A 19,324-nucleotide genomic window follows, 5' to 3' on the forward strand; every position below is an offset into this window, starting at 1 on the left:
TTAAAATCTATAGGATGAAAAATTATAAAAACGTTCTGCTATTGATGCTACTCTTTCTAGTAGGTCAACTTTCAATAGCACAGATTGCATCGCAAAAAAAAGCTGATTATTATTTTAGCAAATTCTCATATTCATTAGCTATTGAAGAGTATGAAAAAATGGTTAAAACCGATTTCAATGCAGAGTATGCTCACCAGCAATTAGCGGAGTGTTATTTACTTATACGCGACTATAAAAAATCTATTCCACATTTTAGTGCGGTTATTAATAATGCTACACTACCAACAGATTATTACTTTAAATACGCCATGGCTTTATATGCCAACGGAGATTTAGATGAGTCTGAAATTTGGTTGAAAAAATATAAAAAATACAATAAGAACGATTCTCGTGTTAAACGCTTTCTAAAAGATGGCAACCTTGCATCTGTAGTATTTAATAGTAGACAACGATATGAAGTTGAACCCGTAGCTTTCAATTCTACCGATAGTGATTTTGGTACTTATAGATTTATGGGAAACTTGTACTTCGGCTCTTCTAGAAGAGATGTAGTTACCGGTGAAAGTTATGGCTGGAATGATGAACCTTGGTTAGACCTTTTTGCCGTTCAAGAAGATAACCCATTATCTGAACCAAAACGTGTAAAAGGTAATATCAATACTAAATTTCATGAAAGTTCGGTAGCATTTTCTACAGATTATAAGAACGATACTATCATGTACTTTACCCGTAATAACTTCTATGACAAAAAGGAAGGTTACGGCGCTTCTAACGAAATAAACTTAAAAATATATTCTGCTAAACTGGTGGATGATAAATGGGAAGAGAATAGTAATCTTAGAATTAATAGTGATTACTACTCTACTGGGCATCCGTCGGTAAATTTAGCCAGAACACGCTTGTACTTTACATCTGATCGCCCTGGCGGTTATGGTGGTACTGATATTTATTATGCTGAAATTCATGAGCGTGGTGGTGTACAGGAACCAATTAATGCCGGACCAATTGTAAATACCGAAGGAAATGAAATGTTTCCGTTCATAAACGAAGAAGGAAAACTGTTCTTTAGTTCTGATGGGCATGTTGGTTTTGGTCAATTAGATGTGTTCTCTACTATTTCTAATGAGGATGGTGAAGTTATTGACATCATTAATTTAGGGACACCTATAAATAGTTCAAGTGACGATTTTGCTTATTATGGTCTACCTAACGGACTAGATGGTTATGTTAGCTCTAACAGAGAAGGTGGTATGGGTAGTGATGATATCTACAAATTTAAATTCACTCCTGCGTTAGATGTTGAAGGCTATGTTGTAGATGGTATAAACAACCAAATGCTAGACAGTGTTAAAGTTACATTATACGATCAAGTCACAAATACTTTAGTAGCACAGACTACTACAGATGAAAATGGGTATTATAGATTTCCTGTTAATAGAAAAACTGCCTATATGATTGAGGCTGTAAGAAAAACACACCCACATAAAAACGTATTTTTTAATACCTCGGCTACACCTAAAGCTCAGAAGATAATGCGTCAAGATATCGTTCTTGAACCTGTTCTTGACTTAAAATTATTAGCTGGACTCAATAAAATATATTTCGATTTCAATAAAAGTGATATTAGACCAGACGCAGCGAGAGAGTTAGATAAGGTTGTTCGAGTAATGAACAATACCTACCCAGATATGATTATTAAACTTGAAGCACATACAGATCCGGTAGGAAGTCACGCATACAATGATGACCTTTCTGAAAGAAGGGCAAAATCTACTTATGAATACCTTATTGAAAATGGCATCTCAAGAGACAGAATTGTTTCTTATAAAGGATTTGGTAAACGTATACCTATTAATAAATGTACAAGTAAAGAAGATTGTAGCCCAGAGGAATTAGAATTGAATAGAAGAACAGAATTCCCAATTCTACAAATTAAAAAAGGAGTTCTAGCATCTAAGTAAAATAATCAATCAACCATAAAAAAAGTCCTTTACATTTTATTGTAAAGGACTTTTTAATTTTATAGCTATTTGTAATCTATTCCATAATACCGTCAACGATACCATATTTAATAGATTCTTCTGCATTCATCCAGTAATCTCTATCAAAATCTTTTAAAACTTTTTCAAAATCTTGACCACAGTTATCTGCTAATATCTGGGCACTTAATTCTTTAGTTTTTATAATTTCCCTAGCCTGTATTTCAATGTTAGAAGCCTGACCTCTTGCTCCACCACTTGGTTGGTGAATCATTACCTGAGCATGTGGTTGTATAAACCTTCTACCCTTTTTACCTACAGATAACAAGATAGAACCCATTGATGCAGCCAAACCAGTACAAATTGTAGAAACCGGACTCTTCAAAGATTTTATAGTATCATACATAGCAAAACCAGAAGTAACATAACCACCAGGACTATTTATGTAAAGTTGAATTTCTTTATCATTCTGCATATCTAGATATAATAACCTATCAATTACATGTTTTGCAGAATCGTCATCAACCATACCCCATAGGAACACCTTTCTTTCCTCCAGCATTTTCTCATCTATGGCTTCCTGAATTTTTCCTTTTTTAGCACTCATATTTTAAGTTTAATTATCTCTAACAAAATTAATGAATTAATTCATAAACAGATGCGGCATTAACGCTATGAATTATTGTCAATTCTGTTTCTATTAAATGAACAACGTTATTTATGTATTAGGATTGTTCTTCTACTGTAACTGTTTTCTCTACAACCTTTTTTATAGGTATCACTACTTTACCAGATTTGGTTTTTAAAATCATTGAAATATTATCAATACCTATTACCGTACCTTGTAAATCTCCAATTTTAACCTTATCTCCTACTTCGTAAATCTTTCTAGAATAAAAGGTTCTTAATAAATCACCCACGATCTCTCTAGACCCTAAACCTAGTGCTAATGCAATAGCTAGTAAGAATGCTCCCAATACAATAGTGAAATTATTAGTGATTATCTGAGTATCTATACCCGCTTGGTTCAATGCTGTAATACTTACAAAAATGATAATTAGGTAAAATAAAACATTACCTAAGAGCTTACCACCGCCAAGACCAATTGAACCAAATACTTTAATAATTGCTTCCTTGATTGTTTTAGCCAAAAATAGACCTAGCATTAAAATCACCATTGCAGAAAGCAATACAGGCAAATAACGCAACAGGTTTGCAATTTCGGTAGATATAATGGTTAAACCCATTATGTCAGAAGCAACGATTATAAATACTAACCAAAGAAGTACTTTAATAAAGGTGATGATTATTTTGGGTAAATCTATCTTGATATCCGCATCTCCAAAAAGTTTAGCCTCATTGATTTTTTCAGAAACGGTATCTAATTTTATCGCTTTGAAAATTCTCTTTAAAATAAAGGTTGTTACCTTAATGATTATCCAACCAAATATAATAACGATAAACGCTCCAAATATCCCTGGTAATGCAGATGCAATATCCTTAAATATATTACTTAATGAATCAAAGGTGAGTTCTTTCCACTTATCAACTGTTTCCATATTTAGCTTTTTCTACTTTAAATTTTATTCGGTTTTCGATTTCGTTTTTAACATCCCTTCTATGATAGCGGCAAAACTACCTGTAAACAGACCTGTCAATTCCATAATTAACTTAGCCGTAGCAACATCTTCCATAACTTTTTTACGTAGTTCTGGAGGAACATCCTTAAGATCTCCTTGTAAGTTTTTAAATGGATTTTTGTCCTGTTCTAACATTTAAGGTAGGGTTTTATAAATTTCCGTAACTTTTACCTTTGCTCTTTTGAGCCTCATTTTTATAGCGCTAGATTTTAAATCTAATATATCTTCTAACTCTTTAATCGATGCCCCGTCTTGATACTTTAATAACAAGATAGATTTATCTTCTGGGTCTAAAAGTTCCAAAGCTTTTTTAAGTTTATCCACCTGCATCTGTAAAAGCAAATTATCGGTAACATCTATTGGTACATCTTCTTGATTGTCAAATTTTACTGAATTATCATTGATCTTTCTTTCCTTATTTCTATTTACATAATTAACACAGAAGTTATACGTAAAAGAATAAAGCCAAGTAGAAAACTTAGATGTTCCTTTGAAGGACCCCAGTTTCACGAAAAGCATTAGAAATATATCTTGGGTTAAATCTTCTGCCTCTTTATTAGATTTTGCGAACCCCAAGCACTTATTATAAACTAGTTTAGAATATCTATCATATAGCACACCAAAGAGCATAGAATCATTCTTAGAAACAATCTGTTCTATTAATTCTAAATCAGTGTATTTTTCATGTACACTATCAGAAACCGATTTGTCACTGAATTGGTTTCCAATAATAATAAAACATAGCTTTTTAAGAAATGTCACTTTGGTATATTGTTTACAAAAAATAAAAGTAGGTTAAAGATACTGTAATTGATATATTTACTTGAAAATCTGCTAAAAATGAAAAAATTAATTATTCTTTCTATTCTTATTTCAAGTGTATTTACAGGTTGTAAAACCGACAAAAAAGAACCTAAAATTTCTGTTGCCGAAGATAAGGAATTGACGGTTCTTGAAAAAATAGCCAATGCAAATGGCTTTGATAATTGGAATGATGTGCAAAGTATTAAGTTCACTTTCAACGTAGATAGAGATGCCGAGCATTTTGAACGCACTTGGTTATGGAATACAAAGTCTAATGACGTTACAATGATGACCAGGCAAGATACTATCTCATATAACAGAAAATCTGTTGACAGCACCATGGTTGCAACAGACGGAGGGTTTGTAAATGATAAATTTTGGTTACTGGCTCCTTACCAATTGGTTTGGGATCAAAAAAGTTTTACCTATAAACATACCGAGGGTGTTGAAGCGCCTATCAGCAAAACTACTTTGCACAAATTGACAACGGTATATGATAATGACGGAGGTTACACCCCTGGCGATGCCTATGATTACTATTTTGGTGACGATTACATTATTAAGGAATGGGTATATAGAAAAGAGAATCAATCTGAACCTAATATGACTACTAGTTGGGAAGATTATAAAAAACTGAAAGGTTTAAACATTGGCATGATGCACAAAAGACCTGATGCTGATTTCTCATTATACTTTACAGGAGTTGAAGTTAAATAGTGTGGTATAGATTTTGAAGTATATATTACCACTTCAACCAACATATGAAACTACCAGTATTTGCGCTATTCTTATTTTCTCTATTCGGGTATTCTCAAAATAGTAAAACTGCAATTGTTTTAGATAATGCAGACAATTCTCCTTTAGAATTCGTTGGTATTTACAATGGCAAAGACCACACCATGACCAATGCCGATGGTCGCTTTCAGTTTTCATCATCTTCAGATTCCATTACTGTTTACAGAGCTGGTTATGATAAACTTTACACAACATTTAAAAAGATCAAAGATACTATCTTCCTCAACAAAAGTGTATTAGAGCTTAACGAAGTAATCGTTACTAATGAAAAAACCTTGTGGCAAAAAGTTGGAGATTCGGTGAAGTCTAACTACCCAATTTATCCATATAAAGAGATATTTTTGCTTAGAGGTGTTCTAAGATATAATGGCGAAATTACCCGTATTCAAGATATACAGGGTAAACTGGAAAGAAGAACACTTTTGTATACAAATGAAATTGACCCCGATAAAACAGATTTCAAAGTAGAACTGACCAATATGCGTAAAGTTGGTCTAGTTAAGGACGAAAATGATGTCTACTTTATTTTTGAATCGTTCCATAGTTTATTTATGAACCTAATACCTGTAAATGCTACTGGAGATAATTTTGATTTAACCGAATCTACTTTTGATAATGGTAAAAAAATAAATATAAATTTTCAATCTAAACCAACAATTGAAAATGAGGATTTTTCGGGTCATTATATTATTAATACAGAAAACTATGCGATGGAACAGTTTAAAATGTCCGTTGTGTTAAAAAATAAGCCTTTTCAAGAAAGTGGTAAAAAAATAAAATTCAGGACGGTATCATTTGACAAAGAAATTTCGCTCTCCAAATCCTCTAACACAGGTAAATACTATATAGCCTCAGCAAAATACGATGTGAAGGTTGAATTGACAGATGAGGAAAAGTCATTTACCTCATTTTACGATATATCTTTTATTTTAACTACTTCAGATAACGAAGGTGATTTTGATGTTAAGAAAAACGTTAGTACTTCTAAGGACTTATTTAAAATTAATCACCCTTACGACCAAAGTTATTGGAATGCTCAAAACCAACTATTACTAACAGATGAGATGTTAGATTTTATTGAAAAAGTACAAGAACCCAGCAACGAGTTTAAAGTTAGAAGTAATATTAAAAACTAATGTAACCCGGCTAAGGTCTAAGCTTTTTTTCGCTTCAATAAAAGTGTAAATAAAAGAATAAGAAATCCGCATGCAAGCAGCACTACAAAACTTCGGGTAAGACTATAATTTTCTGCCAAGAATCCCAGTATGGGGGGTGCACATAAAAAACCGGTGTAGCCTGCTCCTGCAATGAACGCAATACCTTTAGAAGAATCTATTCCCTTTACGTTCCCTCCTATTCTAAATACTTCGGGCACCATTACAGAAAAACCCAATCCATTTAACGCAAAACCTAGTATGCTGAAATAGGTATTTCCTGTAAGAACTAGAAAATATCCTACAATAGCTAAAATGGCACCAATAGCTACTATTTTAATAGATCCAATTTTGTCACTAATACCATCTCCTAAAAATCTACCTAATGTCATGGTTACTTGAAATCCTAAAAATCCTAATCCCCATAAGGCTTCTGGGGCCAAAGTAATTTCCTTTAAATAAAGTCCGCTCCAATCTACAATGGCACCCTCACTACCCATTGCTACAAAAGATATAAGTCCTAAAAGCAGTAATGGTTTTAGCAAACCAAAACTAAAAGGTTCGTTTTCAATTTCTTCGGCAATTTCAGAGAAATACTGGCTTCTAAATCTAAAATTGACAACTAAAACCAACAAAACAGCAATAGACATGTGTAATACCGGATTTGATAACGGACCGATTAAGAAACTACCCAAACCTGCCAAAACTCCCCCAAGACTAAAAAAGCCATGTGATGCCGCCATGAACTTCACCTTGTCCTTTTTCTCTATCTCGGTCACCAAGGTATTCATAGAAATATCTGTAACACCATTAGTTGCCCCAAATAGAAATAAAGCTCCCATGAGAATATAATAATTAGGTGCCAATAACGGCAACATTGCCGTTATGCAACTTAACAATACTCCGTAAAAAGTAGTTTTTCCAACACCAAACTTATTTATTATTGCTGAAGCAAACGGAAAAATTGTAAACACCCCTAAGGCCAAAAAGAAAATAGCAATTCCTAATTCGGATTTACTGATGTTTAAAGCATCTTTAACCGTTGGTATATATATTGCCCACGTGCCGAAAAGTATATTAATACTGGCAAATACCCAAGAGGGACCAAAATACCTAGCATTACCCAATATTAAACGTAATGACCTCATCTACATATGATTGTTGGTTAGCAAATTAAAGTATTTAATTTGCGAGAACTCCAGCTTTTAAAATTTGCCCAAAACGGTACATATCCTCATAAGTAGAATAGAACGGAGCTGGTGCCAATCTAATTACATTAGGTTCGCGCCAATCGGTTATTACGCCATTTTCCATTAAATAATTAAAAAGAGATTTCCCTTGCCCGTGTAAAAACACAGATAGCTGACAACCTCTATCTTCGGGAGTGATAATCTCAAAAGAACTATCTACCTCTTTATCTATTTCATGCAAAATATATTCTAAATAAGCGACTATCTGATTTCGCTTTGCTATCAACTTGGCCATACCTACTTCTTCAAACATAGTAAGCGATGCTAAATAAGGTGCTACAGAAAGTATTGGAACATTACTTATTTGCCATGCATCTGCATTCTCCATAGGTTCAAACTCTGGCTTCATAAGAAATCTAGTTTCTTTTTTAGTTCCCCACCAACCTTCAAATCGTTGAATATCCTTTTTGTTCAAGTGTTTTTTATTCACGTAAATACCAGATGCATTTCCTGGACCACTGTTCATGTACTTATAACTACACCATGAGGCAAAATCTGCATCCCAATCATGTAATTTCAATTCTACATTACCTACAGCATGTGCCAAATCCCATCCAACGTTGGCACCAACAGCTTTTCCCGCTTTGGTTATAGCTTCCATATCCATTACCTGACCGTTATAATAATTTACACCGCCAATTAATACAAGCGCTAGTTCATCACCTAACTCTTCTATTTTTGCAAGTATATCTTCTGTTCTCCAATGATGTTTCCCATCACGTTTCTTAATCTCAACAATGGTTTCTTCTGGGTCTAACCCATGAAAGCGAACCTGACTTTGAAACATATACTGATCGCTGGGAAAAGCCTTTTCTTCACACAGAATCTTAAATCTCTTCTTTGTTGGGTTGTAAAAGGAAACCATCAATAAATGAAGATTCACGGTCAAGGTATTCATCACTGAAACCTCTTCTGGTAATGCACCTACCACTTTTGCTAAAGGTTCTGCCAAACGCTCATGATAATCCCACCATGGTTTTTCAGCATAAAAATGACCCTCAACGGCTAGTTCTCCCCAGTCTTTCATAACCTCGTCTACAAATGACTTGGTTCTTTTTGGCTGTAATCCCAGAGAATTCCCCGTAAAATAGATGACTTCTTTCCCGTTGATTTTAGGAAAAATAAACTCATCTCTATATGTTTTTAAGTTGTCCTTTGCATCTAAAGACTGTGCAAACTCTAACGTATTTTTAAATTCCATAACTAATTTTATATAAAAGTAATCATAAGCCTATAATTTAATAAGCTCTAAACAATAATTGACATTTAAGATTCTATTCTTAAACGCATTTCTATCATATGCCTTTTAAACCCTACTTTCTCATAGGCTCTAATTGCGGGTTCGTTTTCGCTGTACACATGTAATCGTATTTCCGTTAATCTAGACGCAGTACACCAATCTTTTAAACCACTAACAATTTTTCCATTTATACCCATACCCCTATAATCGGGATCTGTATACATAAAACCTAAATAGGCAAAAGTCTCATGATCTAAATAATGTCTGGCAGGTTTTTCAAGGGCATAACCCGTAGCTACTATTTTATCTGCATCACAGGCAACCAATAGAATGGCCTTAGGGTTTTCCATTAGTGCACCTAAATCATAATAGGTAACATCAGCATCTTTAATGGTAGGGTCAAAAGGGCGTTCTGCCTTGACCATGCCTTGCTCATATTTCAATAAGACGGGCAAATCGCTATCTACTGCTTCCCTAATCGTTATTTCAGTTTTCATCTCTTCCCTATTTTGAGTCCATTAAATTAAGGCTTAAAACCCTATTTTTGCAAAAAGAAACGCATGCATTTTCTATCGCCACTTTTAGAAAGCTATTTAGCAGACCACTCACAAGAAGAACCTAAATTATTACAGGAGCTTACGCGCGAAACTCATTTAAAAGTAATACAGCCACGTATGCTTACCGGGCATTTTCAGGGTCGTGTTTTGAGCTTGCTTTCTAAATTGATGAACCCTACCAATATTCTTGAAATCGGTACCTACACGGGGTATTCTGCCTTATGCCTCGCGGAGGGTTTACAGAAAAACGGACAATTACATACAATTGATGTAAATGCAGAACTAGCCCAAATACAACGTACCTTTTTTGACCGTAGCGATTATGGTACACAAATTATACAGCATGTAGGTAACGCCTTAGATATTATACCAAAGCTTGATATTACTTTTGATCTTATTTTTATAGATGCAGAGAAAAAGCAGTACGATAATTTTTTAGAAGTTGTTTTACCCAAAACAAAATCGGGTTCCGTAATACTTTCCGATAATGTGCTGTGGTCTGGTAAAGTGGTAGAACCCTTAGACCCTAAAGATGTTACTACAAAGGTACTTTTAGACTACAATAAAAAACTAAGTGAACACCCTCTATTAGAAACAGTTTTGTTGCCTATACGCGATGGACTGACTTTAAGTAGGGTGAAATAAGCACCCCGTACAGTCTATAAAATAGCCAAGCCGATACTATACCTACCAACGCACCTACAATTAAATCGATAGGAAAATGTACACCCACATACACTCTACTCATTGCAAATAATAATGGCCAGATATAAAATAAGTACACCCATTTAAATTTTCGCCTTAAAAAAAGTACCGTTAAAGTTATTACCGAAAAGGAAGAAGAGGCGTGACCTGAGAAAAAGCTGAACCCTGACGGACTTCTTAGAATACGAATTAAAGTATTTATTTCCTCATCATTATTTGGTCTTAGCCTGGCAACCACATTTTTAGTCAAATCTGTTACTGTACCCACAAATAAAACCATGACCAATAGGGTCAAAATCATCGCTATTGCTTCTCGTTTCGGAAACTTAATAAAGAATAGAATTATGATAAGGGCAAATAAGGGAATCCAAGGTGGAAATTTGGTTACCGTTGACCAAAAGGTATCATATTGCTCTATACCAAGACTGTTAAGATAGACAAAGGCATCTCGATCCCATTGTAAAATCTTATCTAACATAGAAGATTACTTTCTCTTGATACTGCCGGTTACATCATTGATGTTCTTACTAACGTCGCTAATTTGCTTTTTAACGTCATTACCTAAGCCAGAACTAATGTCCTTTTTCATATCATCGATATCTTTTTTTATATCGGTAACGAAACTAGTATCAATGCCCTGCTTATCGGCACTCTTTTGAATTTCTTGTTTAATATCTTCGGTAGCATCTTTTAGTTGACGCATACCTTTACCCAATCCCTTGGCAATATCAGGAATTTTGTCGGCACCAAATACCATCACTACGATAAACATAATGAAGAAAATTTCTGCGCCACTAATAAATAATGAATACATAGCAATCATACTACAAATATAAACAAGTTTAGTATCGAAATTAAAAAAGCCTCGTATAACTACGAGGCTTTTTTTAATAATTATTTTGTTAATTAATCTCCTTTAATTCCTTCTTTCATTTTATCGAAATCGCTCTCTTGCTCTTTCTTTGGCCAGCTATTGTTTGTGGTATCAATATCTGCCGTTTCCATTTTAGGATCAATATTAACTCCCGTTAGCTCAGTAGTAGAAGAAATAACCATACTTACTTCTTTACTGTTCTTTCTCCAAATTTCTGGAGGATAGGTTACATTTTTAACCGAACCATCTGCATATGTATACTCTACGATCAACGGCATTGGTAAACCACCTGGGCTATTAAACGTTACTTCGTAAAAATACTTTGGTTCTTTAACCGCCGCTCTTTCTGCCGCAGTCATGTTATCCATCATAAATTCTTTTAAAGTTTTAGAAGATTCTGATGGTAAGTTATCCTTTAGTTCAGAAGCTACTATACCAGCATCATCATATTCCTCTAAATAAACCATTGGTCTTAAATTAGATTCTGGTATACCACGTTCTGCCAAATAAGCTTGCATTTTTTTGTTGGGCTTATCGCTTACATAGTATTTTTTAATATCCTTTACAGCCAAATCTACATAGTCAGTGGTATAGAACCAACCTCTCCAGTACCAATCTAAATCTACGGCAGAAGCATCTTCCATAGTTCTAAAGAAATCTTCTGGTGTTGGGTGTTTAAACTTCCAACGGTGAGAATATGTTTTAAAAGCATGATCAAACAACTCACGTCCCATAACGGTTTCTCTCAAAATATTCAATGCCGTTGCTGGTTTTCCGTATGCATTTGGTCCTAACTGAAATACATTTTCTGGATTGGACATAATTGGTGAAATAGTACTTTGATCTCCGCTCATGTAAGGTACGATCTTCGCAGGATCACCTCTTCTAGACGGGTACTTATCATTTGGTGCTATTGCAGTTGGGTATGCTTCACCAAATTCTTGCTCTGCCATATACTGCATAAAAGTATCTAAACCTTCATCCATCCATCCCCATTGACGCTCATCTGAGTTTACGATCATTGGAAAAAAGTTGTGACCTACTTCGTGAATAATTACACTGATCATTCCATATTTAGTTCTATCAGAATAGCTACCATCTTTATTTGGTCTACCGTAGTTCCAACAAATCATAGGATATTCCATACCCTGATTTTTAGCATGTACAGATATTGCCTTTGGATAAGGGTAATCGAATGTATGAGATGAGTATGACTTTAATGTGTGCGCTACTGCTTTTGTAGAATATTCTTCCCATAATGGGTTACCTTCTTTAGGGTACATAGAAACAGCCATAACATCTCTGTTTCCTAACTTAACCGCTTGCATGTCCCAAATGAACTTTCTTGATGTAGCAAATCCGAAATCGCGAACATTTTCTGCCTTTAGCTTCCATGTTTTTGTCTTATCGGAAAATCCTTTTTCAGCTGCTTCAGCTTCAGCTTGTGTTACAATGATAACAGGTTTGTCATAAGACTTTTTAGCCTGCTCATAACGACTCATCATTTCTTTTGTATATACTTCTTTTCTATTTTGAAGTACTCCTGTACCATCTAAAATATGATCTGCAGGTACAGTAATGTTCACTTCATAATCACCAAATGGAAGTGCAAATTCTCCATTGCCCCAAAATTGGTGGTTCTGCCATCCTTCTACATCATTATAAACTGCCATTCTTGGAAAGAATTGAGCAATTACATAAGCTCTGTTTCCATCTTCCTCAAAAAATTCATAACCAGATCTAGCTCTGTTTACGGTATGATCAGGAATGTTGTAGTTCCATTTGATATCAAAAGAAAATTTATCTCCGCTTTTTAGTGGTGTAGCTAAATCTACACGCATCATTGTAAAGTTAACAGTATAAGGCAAAGCTTTACCTGAAGCATCTTTAACATAATCTATATTAAAACCGCCATCAAAAGGCTCGGTCATATAGTTATTTACAAAAGCCGATGGTTGATCACCTAGAGAAATTCCGCTTCCGTTTTTTAAAGCTGCCTTAGAATCTTTGGTTCTAATATTCTGATCTAATTGCACCCAAAGATACTCTAGGTCATCTGGTGAATTATTGGTGTAAGTAATTGTTTCTTCTCCAAATATTTTGGCATTCTTATCATCTAAACGAATGTCCATTACATAATCTGCCTGCTGCTGATAATAATCAGGACCCGGTGCTCCAGATGCAGACCTGTAGGTATTGGGGGTTGCAAATTCTTCGTATAATTGTTTAAACTTACTCTGGTTTTCATGCCCAGGTTCCTTTTCTTTAGTTACCGGCTCTTGTGCAAAAGTTACAGCGGCAAAAAGGAATAAAATAGACGCAAATGCGTACTTTACTCTTATCATTACTTAGTTATTTAGTGTGCGAAAATTAAAGTTTTTATAGGGATATCTTAATATATGTTACAAATTTAACATTCCTTTAGGACGCGATTTTACTAGAACATGGCTCTTTTTCTTCCCATTTATATTCATATGAACCACGTTTTGCTGATCATCATATATATCTGTCAGCACTTCATTTTCTATAGCGATTTGCTTTAGGTCTTTAAGCGGAATATTAGGAACTTCTAGGTAACATAGAACCATATCTGAGTCATATTTGCTCCCTATAAAATCATACTTTACCGTTTCACCATTAATCTCTACCAAAAACTTGGTTCTCAAATACTTTTCTAAATATTCTTTATCCAAATCAGATTCTTGATCAGAGCCTAATTTAGCAGGAAATTCGTAGCGTTCTTTAAGTACCGTATTCATATCATCTATAAATACTCGCGTAATAATCTGCACAGCTTCATCTTTCTGCGAATAATCTACATTGGTAACACTAATGTAAAATTTATGCGCTCCAGCAAATGCAAATAGTGGCAGTATCATTAATAAGAACACGGATCTTACAATCTTCATTTTGTATTGTTTTATAATGTCTTTGCAAACCATATGCCAAAGATAATGCCCTTAATCTAAAGAATTATTCTCTCTATACAGTAAGCTTTTTTGGCGGAGGTATTCCCATATTTCCAATTCGCTATGGGTATCTACAACTTGTTGAAACCTAGGGTCAACTTCGCAATAATATAGAAAATCGTCTATTTTATCTATGGGAATCAATAGCTGTTTTAGATAAACACTATCCTCGTAAAATTCTCTTACACGCTCTGTTCTATCGTAGAGTTTATTTCGCTCTACCCGTTTTTTAAGCATTTTGGTACGCCCTGTAATTGCATTTATTAAGGGGTCAAAACTCATGACTGGGCTTGCTGTTGCTGCACTAAGCTCCCGCTCTGCTTTCGTTGGTATTTTTACATATGCATTGGGCAGACCTAAAGTAGATGCGGTAACAATTGGTTCTAAATCTAAGGTAGAAAGATCGGCTAAAAGATTACCACTAAGACTATAGGGTGTTACGGTAACTTCATCTAATTCTGTTAAAGCATCTTCTAAACCAACAGATATAAATTTGCTATCTATAATTGCCGTACTGACCACTACAATCTTCTTCTTGTATTGTATGGCAGAAAACTCTAAGGTATCTAGCATCTGTACAGGTATGGTAAAAAAACCATTCTCATCTGTAATGGTTGCTCTTTGAGATGTTAGGTTAAGAACATGGGTAGCGGCAACGTCTCCGTCATCACTATACACCTTACCCTCTAACCTTTTAGGTTCACCTAACTGTGCGAATACATAGACGCTGGAAAAGAGAAAAAATATAAGGAGTCTACTCCTCATTTAATTCTTTAAGAAAAGTTTTACTATGATTAACCAACGCGTCTATCAACTGAAATTCGTTCTCTTTTCTAAGCAACGTTTGTGCAGGCATTCTGGCATCACAATAGTATAGAAACTCATTTATTTTATCTTGAGGTATTTGTAGATCTACCACAAAAAAGGAATCGTCATAAACTTGACGTAACACTTCACTTACCTTTAATTTTGGTCCCTCTTCGACAGTTTCATCTTGAGATTTAAAAATAGCCCTAAAAATATTGACGAAATTTAATCCGTCTTGCATTCCCCTGTCTGTTTGTGACATGGCAATGTTCTCTACCTCAGTACTACGATCAATTTCATATTCGTGCTGTTTAAATTCTTCGTTCTTCATTGCTAAAAAACGCTCTTGTTGTTCTGGGGTAATTACCACCTCGTCTAGCTCGGTCACCTTTTCGTTTACTTCTACTACTAGGCGATTATTAGCTAGTATTTCTTCGGTAATCGTCACCACTTTAATATTATAGTTTACTGCTGTAAAAACAAGTTCATCACCAACTTTTACATTAATTCTAAATAGCCCTTGATCATTAGTTATGGTAGCTCGCTCAGAAGTTGAATTAATTACATTCTCATTGGGCACGCCAATATTCATGTAAATTACCGACCCGCTTAAAGGTTGTCTTGTATCATCTTGTGAAAAGCCTGATACTGCTGTAAATAATACTAGTAAAAAAAGTAATTTTTTGGTCATTTAGTGTGTATTTATTCTGAAAATTCCCTGTTCACAGGATATTCAAAAGATAAAGAAAAGATTTGTAATCTTTATAAAAAAAAACCCGCCAATAAACTTTTGTTAATTTCTTCAATGACTACAGTAAAATATGCATCTACCGTTTGGTTAATTTAGACGCCAATTTTAAACCCATTGAACGAAGATTGATGTTCTTTAACCCATTACCATACTATTTCAACTTATAAATAAAGGGTATTAAGAAGATAATTCTATTTTTGTTTATCACTATTTTCTCGTCATAAGACACTAAGTATGAAAGCAATAATTTTATTTATTTTTTTTACTATACTAACCGTACCTACCGTATTCGGACAAATTAAAATAGGTGATAACCCTCAAAATATAGACCCTACCTCGGTTTTAGAGTTAGAAAGTACCTCTAAGGTTTTGGTCATTACTCGTGTATCTACTTTAGAAATGGAAGCTATCACCCCACAACGTGGTGGTATGGTCTACAATACCGACACCGAGTGTATAAATTACTATGACGGTACCCAATGGATAAACCTATGTGATGCGGTTAATTTTACCATTACCAACGACCCTGTTATTAACGGTAGAAGTACTATAGAAATTACCGAATCTGCGGGCGGTTATAACTTAGAAGTTGCCAAAAACAGTATTTTAGGTGACAATATTATTGATGGTGGTATTGGACCAGATGATATTCAAGATAATTCTATAACCCAAGATAAATTAGCGGCAGAATCTGTTGGTTCTAGTGAACTTAGACAAAATTCTGTTGGAACCGAAGAAATTAGAGATGGTAGTATTGCCCCTGCTGATATTGCTAACTTTTTACCAGGGCAAGTATTAACTACTGACGAAAACGGAATTGTACAATGGCAAGATTCTGATGAACTTTACGATCTAACCTTTAATAAATTAGATAATACCTTAACAATTTCTAGATCTACCACAACAGGTGTATCTACAATAGACCTAGCTGCGTTGGTTGGTTCAGATGATCAGCAACTAAGTTTAGACAACAATATTCTAAGTATAGAAAATAACCCCAATACGTATGATTTATCTACCTATTTGCAGCAGCTAAGTATTAATCCTGCCACGAACGAAATAAGTTTAACAAATGGCGGAACTATTACCTTGCCCGCTGCAGCTGTAGAGGTTGATGCAATAGTAGGAAATGAAATTTTAAATGCTACTGATGGTACACTTGTTCGAAATGGCGATGGCACAAATGCTAACCCTTATACTTTAGATGTATCACCCGTAGCGATAGGCACAGCAGAATTAGCCAATAATTCTGTTACAACAGCTAAACTTGCAAATAATTCGGTCGGCACGGCTAATATTATAAACGGAACAATCGGTACAGTAGATATTGCACCCTCAGCAGCTGCACCCGTAAATACACAAATTTTAACAACAAGTACTGCTGGGATTGTAGGATGGATTGATATACCTGCTGGAACTGTTAACACTGATAGCCAAAACCTAACACTTACAGGTAATACTTTAGCCATTTCTGGTGGAAACGATGTTGACTTGAGTACAATAACAACAGCGACATCAACCTTAAACGACGAACAAATTTTTGTTGGTAATAGCTTAAATACACCTATTGGAGTTGATGTAGGCGGCGATCTTACAATGAATAATATTGGAGAGTTCACGATAGTAGATAATATTATTGATAGTGACAATATCATTAACAACACTATCACTCTTCAAGATTTAAACCAAAACGGAGCAACTAATGGGCAGATAATTAAATGGGATGAAACTCTTAATGCCGGTCTTGGAGCTTGGGCTATAGCCAATGATAATACCGGTGGCACCGGTGCTAACGTTACCGATACTGATGCTAATGATGGATTAAGCGACTATAGCAACACATTAGGTTATAATATTATAGTTGACGACAACACAATCGAAATTGTAGGTGACGCACTTCAGGTTAAAGAAGATGCAATAGGTATAGACCAATTAAACCCTATGGGCGCCACAACAACTGGTCAAATCCTAAAATGGAATCAAACTTCATCCGCTTGGGAATTGGGAACCGATGTCACGGGTTCTGCGGTTACCGACATCGATACCGACGATGCACTGACAGATTTCAATGCAACTACAGGATACAGCGTAAAAGTAGACGATACAACAATAGAAATCGCTGGTGATGCACTGCGAGTCAAAGAAAACGCAATAGGCTTGGACCAACTAAACCCGATGGGCGCCACAACAACTGGTCAAATTCTAAAATGGAATCAAACTACATTAACTTGGGAGTTGGGAACCGATATTGGCGGCACACTAGCCGATGGGCAAGTTTTAATAGGAAACGCAACCGATGCAGCAACTCCACAAACGCTTTCTGGTGATGCTACTATAGACAATACTGGAGTAGTTACCATTACAGCAGACGCAGTTGAAAATACAATGATCGCAGCCAATGTTGCAGGTAACGGACTTATTAAAAATATAACTTCAGGAGCATTGGATATTATACCAGGAACTGTTGAAAACCAGATTCTGAAATGGAACAATACAACCGAAATTTGGGAACTAGGAACCGATGTTGGCGGTGCACTAGCCGATGGGCAAGTTTTAATAGGAAACGCAACCGATGCAGCAACTCCACAAACGCTTTCTGGTGATGCTACTATAGACAATACTGGAGTAGTTACCATTACAGCAGACGCAGTTGAAAATACGATGATCGCAGCCAATGTTGCAGGTAACGGACTTGCTAAAAATATAACTTCAGGAGCATTAGAAATTATACCAGGATCTGTTGAAAACCAGATTCTGAAATGGAACAATACAACCGAAATTTGGGAACTAGGAACCGATGTTGGCGGCGAACTACCCGCTGGTCAAGTTTTAATAGGAAATGCAACCGGTAAAGCAACACCACAAACTCTTACCGGCGATGCCACTATAGACATTGCAGGGGTAGTTACCATTGAAGAGGACGCTGTAGATAATACCATGATAGACCCTAATGTAGCAGGTGACGGACTTACACAGAATTTAACTTCAGGAGCTTTGGATATTATTCCGGGAACTGCCGCAAATCAAATCCTAAAATGGAACAATACAACAACCGCTTGGGAGCTGGGAACCAATGATGCCGAATTAGCTGGTACAACTGGATCAATTTTTTTCGCAGACACTGACGGCTCCCCAACTGAAAACAATGATTGGTTAAATTGGGATAATACTACAAACCTATTCAGAATTGGACCAACAACTACTACAAATACTATTTTTAGAGTTAACGGAGTTTCACGCTTTCAAGGTATTATCAATTCTGCAGGTAGCGCTACAACACCTTCATATCGTTTTGTAAACGACACAGATAATAATACTGGTATGTACTTTCCTGCTCAAGATCAATTAGGATTTTCCACAGGAGGTCTTCAAACTTTATTATTGAGGCAATCAGCGACAAATGGGCTTGAAATAATTGCTGAAGGCAGTTTAGAACTAACAGAACAACTTCTAGATGAGAACGGCAGTCCTGGTAACGAGGGGGAAGTTCTAACAGCTACTACGAGTGGTACTGAATGGAAAGAACCACAAATTTTTGCAATGGGTAAGGTTAATGGTGGAAATTCAATAAACATAAGTGGAATTCAATCCATTTCGGGAGGTGCGGGGATTAATACTGTTAATTTTATATCCCCAAGAATAGATGCAGATTATATTATTCAACTAACAGTTGTAGGTGATAATAGAATCTATGTTACTTCACAAACAACTAACGGTTTTACAGTAGAAATTAGAGATGCTTTATCTAATAATTTAATGCCAGCAATTTGGTATTTCACGCTTTCTGATTTTGAATAAA

At 35.3% G+C, this 19,324-nt stretch carries 18 protein-coding genes; 5 read left to right on the plus strand and 13 right to left on the minus strand.

The genetic code is table 11. The annotated features are described in order from the left end of the window. The first annotated feature begins 14 nt into the window (after window positions 1-14). Entirely contained in the window at window positions 15-1,961 is a 1,947-nt protein-coding gene (locus P178_RS0120125) for an OmpA family protein (RefSeq protein WP_051638376.1), read from the plus strand. Between the two features lie 76 nt (window positions 1,962-2,037). On the opposite strand, the gene P178_RS0120130 is transcribed toward P178_RS0120125, so the two are convergent. From P178_RS0120130 to P178_RS0120145, 4 genes are all read right to left on the minus strand, one after another. Next, a complete protein-coding gene (locus P178_RS0120130) occupies window positions 2,038-2,586 on the minus strand; it encodes a ClpP family protease (RefSeq protein ID WP_027067928.1) in 549 nt (182 codons plus the stop codon). A 118-nt stretch (window positions 2,587-2,704) separates the two neighbouring features. Next, window positions 2,705-3,538, minus strand: a complete 834-nt coding sequence (locus P178_RS0120135; RefSeq protein ID WP_027067929.1) for a mechanosensitive ion channel family protein — start codon at window positions 3,536-3,538, stop codon at window positions 2,705-2,707. 24 nt (window positions 3,539-3,562) lie between these two features. Then, entirely contained in the window at window positions 3,563-3,754 is a 192-nt protein-coding gene (locus P178_RS0120140; RefSeq protein WP_027067930.1) for a hypothetical protein, read from the minus strand. Then, entirely contained in the window at window positions 3,755-4,381 is a 627-nt protein-coding gene (locus tag P178_RS0120145) for an RNA polymerase sigma factor (RefSeq protein ID WP_027067931.1), read from the minus strand. Window positions 4,382-4,459: 78 nt separating this feature from the next. Here P178_RS0120145 and P178_RS0120150 point away from each other — a divergent pair, with 78 nt between their 5' ends. Beyond that, window positions 4,460-5,140, plus strand: coding sequence for a hypothetical protein (locus P178_RS0120150; protein ID WP_027067932.1), 681 nt, complete (start codon window positions 4,460-4,462; stop codon window positions 5,138-5,140). Window positions 5,141-5,184: 44 nt separating this feature from the next. Continuing rightward, window positions 5,185-6,354 carry a hypothetical protein gene (locus P178_RS0120155; RefSeq protein ID WP_027067933.1) on the plus strand — a complete coding sequence of 390 codons (1,170 nt, stop codon included), beginning with the start codon at window positions 5,185-5,187 and terminating at the stop codon, window positions 6,352-6,354. A gap of 17 nt (window positions 6,355-6,371) precedes the next feature. On the opposite strand, the gene P178_RS0120160 is transcribed toward P178_RS0120155, so the two are convergent. The 3 genes from P178_RS0120160 to P178_RS0120170 form a co-directional block, all read right to left on the minus strand. Further along, window positions 6,372-7,520: an MFS transporter gene (locus tag P178_RS0120160; protein ID WP_027067934.1), complete on the minus strand. Its 1,149-nt coding sequence runs from the start codon at window positions 7,518-7,520 to the stop codon at window positions 6,372-6,374. A 34-nt stretch (window positions 7,521-7,554) separates the two neighbouring features. Continuing rightward, window positions 7,555-8,823, minus strand: coding sequence for a kynureninase (gene kynU, locus P178_RS0120165; RefSeq protein WP_027067935.1), 1,269 nt, complete (start codon window positions 8,821-8,823; stop codon window positions 7,555-7,557). Window positions 8,824-8,888: 65 nt separating this feature from the next. Then, a complete protein-coding gene (locus tag P178_RS0120170; RefSeq protein ID WP_027067936.1) occupies window positions 8,889-9,359 on the minus strand; it encodes a GNAT family N-acetyltransferase in 471 nt (156 codons plus the stop codon). A gap of 63 nt (window positions 9,360-9,422) precedes the next feature. On the opposite strand from P178_RS0120170, the gene P178_RS0120175 reads away from it, so the two are divergent. After that, window positions 9,423-10,064: an O-methyltransferase gene (locus P178_RS0120175; protein ID WP_027067937.1), complete on the plus strand. Its 642-nt coding sequence runs from the start codon at window positions 9,423-9,425 to the stop codon at window positions 10,062-10,064. Here P178_RS0120175 and P178_RS23075 read toward each other — a convergent pair. The 6 genes from P178_RS23075 to P178_RS0120200 form a co-directional block, all read right to left on the minus strand. Then, the gene (locus P178_RS23075; RefSeq protein ID WP_081819480.1) at window positions 10,027-10,602 is read right to left on the minus strand and encodes a phosphatase PAP2 family protein; all 576 of its coding nucleotides are present in this window, start codon (window positions 10,600-10,602) and stop codon (window positions 10,027-10,029) included. The two genes, P178_RS0120175 and P178_RS23075, sit on opposite strands and share 38 nt — an antisense overlap. A gap of 6 nt (window positions 10,603-10,608) precedes the next feature. Continuing rightward, window positions 10,609-10,938, minus strand: coding sequence for a twin-arginine translocase TatA/TatE family subunit (locus P178_RS0120180; protein ID WP_231500576.1), 330 nt, complete (start codon window positions 10,936-10,938; stop codon window positions 10,609-10,611). Between the two features lie 92 nt (window positions 10,939-11,030). Next, window positions 11,031-13,343 (minus strand): M1 family metallopeptidase, encoded by a 2,313-nt coding sequence (locus P178_RS0120185; RefSeq protein WP_027067939.1) that lies wholly within the window; start codon window positions 13,341-13,343, stop codon window positions 11,031-11,033. Between the two features lie 57 nt (window positions 13,344-13,400). Then, a complete protein-coding gene (locus P178_RS0120190; protein ID WP_027067940.1) occupies window positions 13,401-13,907 on the minus strand; it encodes a DUF6702 family protein in 507 nt (168 codons plus the stop codon). A 51-nt stretch (window positions 13,908-13,958) separates the two neighbouring features. After that, on the minus strand, window positions 13,959-14,732 hold the full coding sequence (locus P178_RS0120195) for a hypothetical protein (RefSeq protein ID WP_027067941.1): 774 nt from the start codon (window positions 14,730-14,732) through the stop codon (window positions 13,959-13,961). Further along, a complete protein-coding gene (locus P178_RS0120200) occupies window positions 14,722-15,465 on the minus strand; it encodes a hypothetical protein (protein WP_027067942.1) in 744 nt (247 codons plus the stop codon). The genes P178_RS0120195 and P178_RS0120200 overlap by 11 nt, the downstream gene beginning before the upstream one ends. A gap of 294 nt (window positions 15,466-15,759) precedes the next feature. Between P178_RS0120200 and P178_RS0120205 the strand changes: the two genes are divergently transcribed. Further along, window positions 15,760-19,323, plus strand: coding sequence for a beta strand repeat-containing protein (locus P178_RS0120205; RefSeq protein WP_027067943.1), 3,564 nt, complete (start codon window positions 15,760-15,762; stop codon window positions 19,321-19,323). Window position 19,324 lies beyond the last annotated feature (1 nt).

This window comes from Maribacter sp. Hel_I_7, from assembly GCF_000688315.1.
Taxonomy (GTDB): domain Bacteria; phylum Bacteroidota; class Bacteroidia; order Flavobacteriales; family Flavobacteriaceae; genus Maribacter; species Maribacter stanieri.